The 8,942-nt window shown below is 70.4% G+C and carries 9 protein-coding genes; 2 read left to right on the forward strand and 7 right to left on the reverse strand.

The window, feature by feature from the left end:
• Positions 1-142: 142 nt before the first annotated feature.
• Positions 143-553 carry a DoxX family protein gene (locus ON27_RS12900; protein WP_245559925.1) on the forward strand — a complete coding sequence of 137 codons (411 nt, stop codon included), beginning with the start codon at positions 143-145 and terminating at the stop codon, positions 551-553.
• A 35-nt stretch (positions 554-588) separates the two neighbouring features.
• On the opposite strand, the gene ON27_RS12905 is transcribed toward ON27_RS12900, so the two are convergent.
• On the reverse strand, positions 589-2,175 hold the full coding sequence (locus tag ON27_RS12905) for a GMC family oxidoreductase (protein ID WP_043725158.1): 1,587 nt from the start codon (positions 2,173-2,175) through the stop codon (positions 589-591).
• A gap of 113 nt (positions 2,176-2,288) precedes the next feature.
• Here ON27_RS12905 and ON27_RS12910 point away from each other — a divergent pair, with 113 nt between their 5' ends.
• Complete coding sequence (locus tag ON27_RS12910; RefSeq protein ID WP_174377838.1) at positions 2,289-3,038, forward strand: SDR family oxidoreductase; 750 nt, start codon at positions 2,289-2,291, stop codon at positions 3,036-3,038.
• A gap of 4 nt (positions 3,039-3,042) precedes the next feature.
• Here ON27_RS12910 and ON27_RS12915 read toward each other — a convergent pair whose 3' ends face one another.
• Genes ON27_RS12915 through ON27_RS12940 form a run of 6 tightly spaced genes read right to left on the reverse strand, consistent with a single transcriptional unit; the run spans position 3,043 to position 8,678 of the window.
• Complete coding sequence (locus ON27_RS12915) at positions 3,043-3,621, reverse strand: TetR/AcrR family transcriptional regulator (protein WP_043725162.1); 579 nt, start codon at positions 3,619-3,621, stop codon at positions 3,043-3,045.
• Between the two features lie 33 nt (positions 3,622-3,654).
• Positions 3,655-5,124, reverse strand: coding sequence for an FAD-dependent oxidoreductase (locus ON27_RS12920; protein ID WP_043725165.1), 1,470 nt, complete (start codon positions 5,122-5,124; stop codon positions 3,655-3,657).
• A gap of 13 nt (positions 5,125-5,137) precedes the next feature.
• The gene (locus ON27_RS12925) at positions 5,138-5,542 is read right to left on the reverse strand and encodes a carboxymuconolactone decarboxylase family protein (protein WP_043725169.1); all 405 of its coding nucleotides are present in this window, start codon (positions 5,540-5,542) and stop codon (positions 5,138-5,140) included.
• Positions 5,539-6,417 carry an NAD(P)-dependent oxidoreductase gene (locus ON27_RS12930; RefSeq protein WP_043725176.1) on the reverse strand — a complete coding sequence of 293 codons (879 nt, stop codon included), beginning with the start codon at positions 6,415-6,417 and terminating at the stop codon, positions 5,539-5,541. Before ON27_RS12930 ends, ON27_RS12925 begins: the two co-directional genes overlap by 4 nt.
• Positions 6,414-7,166, reverse strand: coding sequence for an SDR family oxidoreductase (locus ON27_RS12935; RefSeq protein WP_043725178.1), 753 nt, complete (start codon positions 7,164-7,166; stop codon positions 6,414-6,416). Before ON27_RS12935 ends, ON27_RS12930 begins: the two co-directional genes overlap by 4 nt.
• Positions 7,167-7,208: 42 nt before the next feature.
• Complete coding sequence (locus tag ON27_RS12940; protein WP_043725182.1) at positions 7,209-8,678, reverse strand: aldehyde dehydrogenase; 1,470 nt, start codon at positions 8,676-8,678, stop codon at positions 7,209-7,211.
• Between the last annotated feature and the right edge of the window lie 264 nt (positions 8,679-8,942).

The raw sequence follows: 8,942 nt of genomic DNA on the forward strand, positions 1-8,942 counted from the left end.
CGTCGGCTTCGGCCGGTGAGCCGAGCATGCGGTAGGCGACCGCGTGCAAGTGGCCGCGGTGGGACTCGAATTCCCGCGCCAACCCGTCGTCGGTGTGCATCGGTCACCTTTCCGCTTCGTGGTCCGTCATCCAGATGACGGAATGGACAGCGCCGAGGTGACCGAGGTGTGGACCGGGCGCGACATCTGGCAGAAGGGTATTCGTATGGACATCGCCTACGTCGTCGCCACGGTGCTGGCGGCCGCAGCCGCTTTGCTCGCGGCGGGCATCGATGTGGTCCGCGCCGAGTGGGTGCGGACGAACATGCGAGCCTACGGAGTGCCGGAGTCGTGGCTGACGCCGCTGGCGGTCGTCAAGGCGGTCGGCGGGGCCGGGCTGCTGGTCGGCCTCGCGGTTCCGCCGATCGGAGTGGCCGCGGCGGCCGGACTGGTCGGGTACTTCGTCGGCGCGGTGCTGACCGTGCTGCGGGCGCGGCAGTACGGGCATGTCGGTTACCCGCTGCCGTACCTGGTGCTGGCAGCTGCCTCGCTGGGACTTTTCGTCGCGTCCTGACCCGGGCGGGCCGACTCCTGACGCCGCGCGGCCTGCTATCCCGCGAGGATGAACTTGGCCGCCTGCTCGCCGATGAACACCGCGGGCGCGTGCGTGTGGCCGCGGATGATCAGCGGCATCACCGATGTGTCGGCCACTCGGAGTCCTTGCACGCCACGCACTTCCAGCCGGGGCGTGACCACGCTGGTGGCGTCGGTGCCCATGCGGCAGGTGCCGACCGGATGGTAGAGCGTGTGCGCGTAGGAGTTGAGCGTCAGCTCGAGCACGGCTTCCGGTTCCGCGGGCGCCTGCGGCGGGTAGATCAGCGGGCCGAGCACCGCCCGCATCGAGGGCTTGGCGGCGATGGCCGCGCACACGCGCAACCCGGCCATGATGGCGGCGCGGTCGGCGCCCGCGCTGTCGGACAGGTAGCGCGGATCGATGACGGGTTTGGCGGACGGGTCCGGGCCGGACAGGGCGATCCGGCCTCGGCTCTGTGGGCGCAGCAGCACCGTCGCCAAGATCACGCCGTGCTCGGTCGGGTCCTGCAAACCCTCGTAGTAGAACGGCGCGGGCGCGAAGATCAGCTCCAGGTCGGGGTATTCCAGGTCCGGCTTGCTGCGCACGAACCCGTAGGCCTCGCCGACGTTCGAGGTGAGCATGCCGCGATGGCGGAGCAGGTAGGCCAGCAGCTGACGCGGCTTCTCGGCGCCGAACAGCGAGTCGCCCGCGACGCCGTAGCCCAGGCCCGCCACCAGGTGGTCCTGCAGATTCGCGCCGACTTCCGGGGCGTGGTGGCGCACCTGGATGCCGTGGCGAGCCAGTTCGTCCCGGTCGCCGATGCCCGAGAGCATCAGCAGTTGCGGGCTGTTGATCGCGCCGCCGCACAGGATGACCTCGCGCCGCGCGGTCACCGTGTGCGTACCGCCGCCCTGGCGGTATTCCACGCCGACGGCGCGCGTGCCGTCGAACAGCACCCGGGTGGCCAGCGCCTCGCTGCGCACCGTGAGGTTCGGCCGGCGCAGGGCGGGCCGCAGGTAGGCGTCGGCGGTGCTCCAGCGGCGACCGGCGCGCTGGGTCACCATGGTCTCGCTGAACCCGTCGGGCTGCGGCCGGTTCGGCGGCTCCACCTGGTAGCCGGCCTCCTCCACCGCGGCCAGGTAGGCGGCGGTGAGGCCGCGGGCGCTGCGCTGGCGGGAGATGTGCAGCGGACCCTCGGTGCCTTCGTCGGGGTACTGGGCGTTCTCCACGCGTTCGATGCGGCGGAACTGCTCGACGGCCGCGGCGAAGCCCCACTCGTCTCCGGCAAGTAGCGCCCACTCGTCGTAGTCGGCCCGGAATCCCCGCACCCACATCATGGCGTTCATCGAGGACGAGCCGCCGAACATCCGCCCGCGCGGCCAGTAGATCTCGCGGTTCTTCAGTTCCGGCTGCGGCTGCGTGAGATAGTCCCAGTCCACCTCGGAGCGAAAGAGTTTCGCGAACCCGGCGGGTATGTGGGCGAACTTGTTCTTGTCCGGCGGGCCCGCTTCCAGCAGCGCCACCGTGGTGCCCGGATCAGCGCTGAGCCGATCGGCCACCACCGCGCCCGCCGATCCCGAGCCGACGACGACGTAGTCCGCGGAAAGCTCACCTGATTGCACTTTTCCCACTCCGATCTGCACCGACTACGGCAAAGATACGAGCAAGCGCGCGCCGCGTGGCCCGGTTTCGGGCAACCCGGCCGCAAGTCTTTCCCGAGGAGAGGAGTCCGTCGGTGCGATCGGCAGCGGTCCTGATCACCGGGGGTAGCCGCGGCATCGGCGCGGCCACGGCGCGTCGCCTGGCCCGCGACGGACATCGGGTCTGCCTGACCTACCGGACGAACGCCGCGGCGGCCGACGCCGTGGTCGCCGAGATCGCCGCGGCGGGCGGCGTGGCCGGTGCGGTGCGCGCCGACCTGGCGGACCCCGCGGCGGTCGAGGCGCTGTTCGCCGTCGTGGACGCCGAATTCGGTACGCTCACCGGCCTGGTCAACAACGCGGGTGCACTCGAGGCGCAGTGCCGGGTCGATGAACTCGACGCCGAACGGCTGCATCGCACGATGGCGGTGAACGTGATCGCCCCGATACTGTGCGCGAAGCAGGCTGTCCTGCGCATGTCCACGGCGCACGGCGGTGCGGGCGGTGCGATCGTGAACGTCTCCTCGGTGGCGGCGCGGCTCGGCGCGCCCGGCGAGTACGTCGACTACGCGGCCGCCAAAGGCGCTCTCGACACCTTCACACGCGGGCTGGCGCTCGAAGTGGCGGCCGAGGGCATCCGGGTCAACGCGGTCCGTCCCGGCTACATCCACACCGAGATCCACGCCGACGGCGGTGAACCGGGCCGGGTCGCCCGCCTGGCGCCCACCTTGCCGATGCGCAGAGGCGGCGACCCCGAGGAGGTCGCCGCCGCCATCGCCTGGTTGCTCTCCGCCGAGGCGTCCTACGTGACCGGGTCGTTCACGGATCTGGGCGGCGGCCGGTAGCGCGCTACCTCAGGATCAGCAGCGCGGAAATCTCGATGCGGTCGGCGATCTCGGAGTACGACCCGTAGCCCATGCCCGCGCGCACCAGAGCGCCCGCGTACAGCAATTCCAGCGATTCGACCACGTCCGGGTCCGGATCCGGGCCGAGAGCGCCGATGATGCGCTTGCGGATCTCGGCCCCGATCCGCCCGCGCAGGTGCTCCACGTCGGGATCGCGGCCGAGCAGGGCGCTGGTGACCGCGCCGGAGAGTTCCTGTTCGTCGGCCACCAGCATCGCGATATTGCGCAACTCGGCGACGACCCGGACGGTCGGGTCCGGGTCGTCGCTGACCGGCGACGGCGACGCGACCAGCCGCCGCCAGAAGATCTCGGCGACCAGGTGCTCCTTGGAGGAGAAGTAGGTGTACGCCGTGGCCGTCCCGACCCCGGCCGCCGCGGCGACCATCCGGATGGTCATGCCCGCGAAACCTTCCCGCGCGAGCACTTCCACCGCCGAGCGGGTCAGCTTGTCGACCGTGTCGGCCTGTTTGCCGGAGAGCCTGCGGCGGGTCGCCTCGAGAATGACGGAATCGGGTTCGGACATGTGTCTGGATCCTACTAGGCGGAATCGGGCGGTTCAGTTCTTGGCCGCCGCGATGCCCGCCCTGCGCCCGTAGAAGCTGCCGTCGCCCAGGGACGCGCCGCTGACGTAGCCGCCCGCGCACAGACCGGAGGTGCACCGCCCGGCCGCGAACAGTCCCGGGATCGGCTCGCCGGAGACGTGCAGCACCCGGGAGTCGAGATCGGTGCGCAATCCGCCGAGGGTGAAACCGGCGGTGAAACCGCGCATGTCGAACGCGGCCACCGGTCCGCGCAACGGCCGCACCCATTCCGGCTTCTTGCCCAGCAACGGGTCCGCACCGTCGGCGGCGTGCAGGTTGTAGCACTCCACGGTGGCCTGCAACGCTTGGCCGGGCAGGCCCATCTCGGCTTCGAGCTCGGCGATCGTCTCCGCCACCCAGGTCGGGGGCTGGCGGAAGAACGGGGTCGAGGTCTCGGTCGTCAACGCCTCTTCGTAGGCCGCCTCGTCGATCACCAGGTAGGCCTGGTTGTCCTGCTGGATCAGCGTCGCCTGCCCGATCCGTCCGGGATAGGTGTCCTCCGGGATGTAGCGCTGGCCGCGCCCGTTGACCAGGATGCCGCGCGCCAGCAGCTGCGGGTCGCCGAAGAACGCCACCTCGGTCGCGTCCATGTGGGCCAGTTCCGCGCCGAGCGCCTGCGCCAGCCGGATGCCGATGCCGTCGTGCTCCTCGATCGCCGCGGCGGGCCTGCCGATCAGCCGCGGCGCGTATCCCTCGATCATCTCCTTGTGATAGGCGAAGCTGCCGGTGGCCAGCACGACGCCGCGTTCGGCGCGGATGGCGACCGGTTTGCCGTAGCGGCGGGCCAGCACACCGACGACGCGATCGTCGTCGTCCACGATCAGCCGCGCGATCCGGATGTCGTATTCGGCGCGGACGCCCAGCGCTTGCGCGGTGTCGGCCAGCGGTTTCATCAACATGTAGCCGCCGCCCTTCTCGCCGGTGCGCTTGTCGGCCATCTGCGGAACGTGGCCGCGCGGAGCCGGTGTCGCGATCGCGTTGAAGGGCGCGGCGTTCTCGCCGCCGGAATACATCAGTCCTTCGTCGTGCGGCGGTTCCCACCCCGGCTCGCCCCAGAACGCCTCGCGGAACGGCACACCGCAGGCCGTCAGCCAGGTGAAGTGCTCGACGCTGCCGCGGCAGTAGTCGGCGATCTTTGCCTTGTCCACGCCGGGGCCGAGCGCCGCGAGCAGGAAGGTCTCCATGTTCTCCGGCGTGTCCTCGAAACCGAGGGCCTGCTGCAGTGGTGTGCCGCCGCCCAGGTAGATGAATCCGCCCGCCAGGGCGGCGGCTCCACCCCAGCCGCCGGTGCGCTCAAGGACCAGTACGTCCGCGCCAGCGCGGGCGGCCTCGATGGCGGCGCAGACCCCGGCGATGCCGTATCCGGCGACGACGACATCGGCGCGGTGGTCCCAAGCCGTGACCTGGCTCGCGGGCAGGGGGCGAATGGTGGTGGCGTCGGACATGGTCAACGAATCCTCACTGCTCGGCGGGCGCGGACTGCGCGCGGGCGGCCTTCTTCTGCTGCGCCACAATCGTGCCCACCAGGATGTCGAGTTTGGTGCCGTTCGGCCAACCCACGTAGTGGCACAGGAACACCGCGATCTCGTGCAGTTGCTCTTCGGTGAGTTCGCCGTTGCGCAACGCGGCCCCGATCTGGATGCCCGCGGTGTCGATCGCGCCTTGGGCGGCCAGCGCGCCCAGCAGCAGCAGCCTGCGGTCGCGGATGGTCAGGCCGGGCCGCGACCAGATGTCGGCGAAGAGGTGGTCGGCGGTGACGGCGAAGTGGGCGCCGGGGTATTCCTGGAACTCCGTGCCGTAGACCTCGGCCATCTTGGCCAGACCGCGCTGCCGCGCGGTGTCGCCGGAACCGTTGTCGCTCATGAGGTGTGCCTTTCCGATGCGGAGGTGCCCGTCCCGACGCCGAGTCCGGGGCCGAGCCGGTCGAGGGCCAATTCGGCCAGCGGCAGCGCGGTGCCGAGCCGTTCACCCAGGTCGAGGGCGAGACCGAGATCTTTCTCCCCCAGGTCGCGCACGTGCCGCAGGATCGGCAGCCAGAAGTCGCCCTCCTCGATCGGCGCGGTGTCCGCGCGCAGCATGATGGCGCCGGGACCGCCGGTGACCGCGTCGGAGTGCCGCACCACCTTGCCGAGCGCGGTGAGATCCAGGCCCGCCGCCTCGGCCAGGCGCTGCGCCTCGGTGGCGGCGGTGAAGGAGACGAAGTGCAACAGGTTGCGCGCCAATTTCATTCGCGTGCCCGCGCCGATCGGCCCGGCGTGCACGATCAGATCGGCGAAGCAGCCGAACGGTTCGCGCACCCGCTCGAATGCCGCCTCGCTGCCGCCGACCATGACCGCCAGCGCGCCGCGTGCCGCACCGGGTGCGCCGCCGCTGATCGGCGCGTCGACCAGTTCGACGCCGCGTGCGCCGCAGACGGCCCCGAGTTCTTCGGCGGTGCGATCGCTGATCGTGGAGTGCACGGCCACCACGGTGCCCGGCGCGGCGGTCCGCAACACCCCCTCCGGGCCGGTGATCACGGCGCGGACCTGCTCGTCGTTCACCACGGTGATCGAGATGACCGCGGCCTGCCTGGCCAGCTCGGCGGCCGAGGCGACCGCGTCGGCCCCGGCCGCCAGGAACGGCTCGACCGCTTCGGGCCGCATGTCGCACACCGCCAGCCCGCCCGGCCAGTCCAGCAGGCGCTTGGCCATCGGCGCGCCCATGTTGCCGAGGCCGAGGAATCCGAGGCGGGCGCTCATGACCGCACGATCTGTCCGCCGTCGACGTTGAAGATCTGGCCGGTGACCCAGCTCGCCTCGTCCGACAGCAGGTAGAGGCAGGCGCCGACCAGATCCTGCGGAGTGCCCATCCGCTTGAGCGGCAGGCGTTTGACGATGTCGTCGACGATCACGTCGGGGGTGACGGCTTTGGTGGCTTCGGTGTCGATCGGACCCGGCGCGATGGCGTTGACGCGGATGTTCGACCCGCCGAGTTCGAAGGCCAGTTGCTGAGTGAGCCCGTTGACGCCGACCTTCGCCAGACCGTAGAAACTGGAGTACAGCCACGCGGCCGTGGACGACTGGTTGACGATGGATCCGCTGCCGCGCTTGGACATGTGCGGCCAGACGGCGCGGGTCATGGTGAGCGCACCGTCCATGTTCACGCTCATGAACTTCCGGTAGTAGTCCCACGGCACGGTCAGCAGCAGGTTCAGTTTCATCTCGCCGTAGATGGCGGCGTTGTTGACCAAGTGGTCGACGCCGCCGAACTGCGCGACGGTGAAATCGGCCAGCGCGGTGGCGGACTCCGGATCGGACACGTCGACCTGACCGAATACCGCGGTGCCGCCGTCGGCGACGATCTTGTCCACCACCACCGCGCCGCCCTCGGCGTTCTTGTCGGCGACGACGACGTTCGCGCCTTCGGCGGCCAGCGCCTGCGCGTAGGCCGCGCCGATGCCCTGGGCCGCGCCGGTGACGATGGCGGATCTTCCCGTGAAACGGGCCATGAGGTTTCAGCTCCTGTGTGTAGTCGTTGTCCGGCGGCGAGATCAGGCCGGGGAGGCGATGACTTTGGTCTCGAGGTACTCCTCGAATCCGGCGATGCCCATCTCACGGCCGAGGCCGGATTGCTTGTAGCCGCCGAACGGGACGTCGGCGGAGTACCAGACGCCGCCGTTGACGCTCAGCGTCCCGGTGCGCACCCCTTCGGTGACGCGCCGGATGCGCTCGGGGTCGGCTCCCCACACCGAACCGGACAGACCGTAGGGGGAGTCGTTGGCGATGCGCACGGCGTCCTCGTCACCGTCGTGCGGGATGATCACCAGCACCGGGCCGAAGATCTCCTCGCGGGCGACCGTCGCGCTGTTGGGAACGTCCGCGATCAGGGTCGGTTCGACGAAGAACCCGCGCTCGTGCTGGGCGGGCCTGCCGCCGCCGACCACGATCCGCCCGCCCTCGGCGCGGGCGATGTCGAGGTAACGCTCCACCCTGGCGCGCTGCCGTTCGGAGATCAGCGGCCCGCAGACGGTGCGCGGGTCGGCGGGATCGCCCGGCCTGATCGCGCCCAGCGTGGCCGCGGCCGCCTGCACCGCCTGGTCGTAGGCGGCGCGGGGGACCAGCAGCCGAGTGGACAGAGCGCAGCCCTGTCCGGCGTGCACGCACACCGAGAAGGCCGCGACGGAGCAGGCCGCCGCGATGTCGGCGTCGTCGAGCACGATGAACGCCGACTTCCCGCCCAGTTCGAGGAACGCCTTCTTCAGCGTCGCGGCCGCGCCCGTCATGACGGCACGGCCGGTGGCCGTGGACCCGGTGAAACTGATCATGTCTACGCGCGGGTCGGCGGTGAGCCGGGCGCCGAGCGTGTGGTCGGCGGAGGTCACGATGTTCACCACGCCGGCCGGGATATCGGTCTCCTCGGCGATGACGGCGCCGACCGCCGCCGCGCACCACGGAGTGTCCGGAGCGGGTTTGAGTACGAGCGTGTTGCCCGCGGCCAGCGCCGGGCCGAGTTTGGCGAAATTGATCTGATGCGGGAAATTCCACGGCGTGATCGCCCCGACCACGCCGATCGGCTCCCGGCGCAGCACCCGGCGGGTTTTGATGCCCATCGGCTCGGCCACGCCGAGATCGGTTTCCCAGCCGTAGGTCTCGGCGAGCCCGGCCGAGTAGGCGAGGTCGGCGACCGGGCCTTCCAGCTGCGGGCCGCCGGTGAGCATCCGGGGGGCGCCGACCTCGGCGATCGTGATTTCGCGCAGTTCCTCGACGTGCGATTGCAGGGCGGTCCGCAACTGCTCGAGGCAGCGGGCACGGAAGGCGTGATCGCGCGACCAGTTGGTCTCGTCGAACGCGGTGCGCGCGGCCTCGACGGCCGCGTCTAGATCGGCCACGTTCGCGTCGGCGGCGAGGCCGAGAACTTCCTCGGTCGCCGGGTTCACCGTCTCGAAGACACCGTCGGCGCCCTCGACCAGCTTGCCGCCGATCAGCAGGCGGGACCCGGCGGCGGGCAGAAGGCTGCTCATGGATTACTCCGATACTGTCTGGACACGTGTACGGAATATAGTCTCGAATCGCGAGCGGTGGCAATAACAGGTTTCAACTCTGCCATTCTCGCCGAGTCCACGCCTATGGAGGGACGGTACCTCCCGCTCGCGGGAGACCGTGATCGTCCGCGAGTGGGAAGGCTTGTCACGGAGGCATTGTCCCGAGCCGACGGGCAGTGGTAGTGTCCAGACACATGTCCAGCTATCTGTCTTCGCTTGCATCGCGGCACTCCGCCGTGAGGT

This window comes from Nocardia asiatica NBRC 100129 (assembly GCF_000308415.1).
In the GTDB taxonomy this organism is placed as follows: domain Bacteria; phylum Actinomycetota; class Actinomycetes; order Mycobacteriales; family Mycobacteriaceae; genus Nocardia; species Nocardia asiatica.

What these genes read in the sequence shown, in the direction of transcription:
- ON27_RS12900 (WP_245559925.1), top strand. Translation starts at nt 143, where the DNA reads ATGGACAGCGCCGAGGTGACCGAGGTGTGGACCGGGCGCGACATCTGG.
- ON27_RS12915 (WP_043725162.1), bottom strand. Translation starts at nt 3,621, where the DNA reads ATGTCCGAACCCGATTCCGTCATTCTCGAGGCGACCCGCCGCAGGCTC.
- ON27_RS12920 (WP_043725165.1), bottom strand. Translation starts at nt 5,124, where the DNA reads ATGTCCGACGCCACCACCATTCGCCCCCTGCCCGCGAGCCAGGTCACG.
- ON27_RS12925 (WP_043725169.1), bottom strand. Translation starts at nt 5,542, where the DNA reads ATGAGCGACAACGGTTCCGGCGACACCGCGCGGCAGCGCGGTCTGGCC.
- ON27_RS12930 (WP_043725176.1), bottom strand. Translation starts at nt 6,417, where the DNA reads ATGAGCGCCCGCCTCGGATTCCTCGGCCTCGGCAACATGGGCGCGCCG.
- ON27_RS12935 (WP_043725178.1), bottom strand. Translation starts at nt 7,166, where the DNA reads ATGGCCCGTTTCACGGGAAGATCCGCCATCGTCACCGGCGCGGCCCAG.
- ON27_RS12940 (WP_043725182.1), bottom strand. Translation starts at nt 8,678, where the DNA reads ATGAGCAGCCTTCTGCCCGCCGCCGGGTCCCGCCTGCTGATCGGCGGC.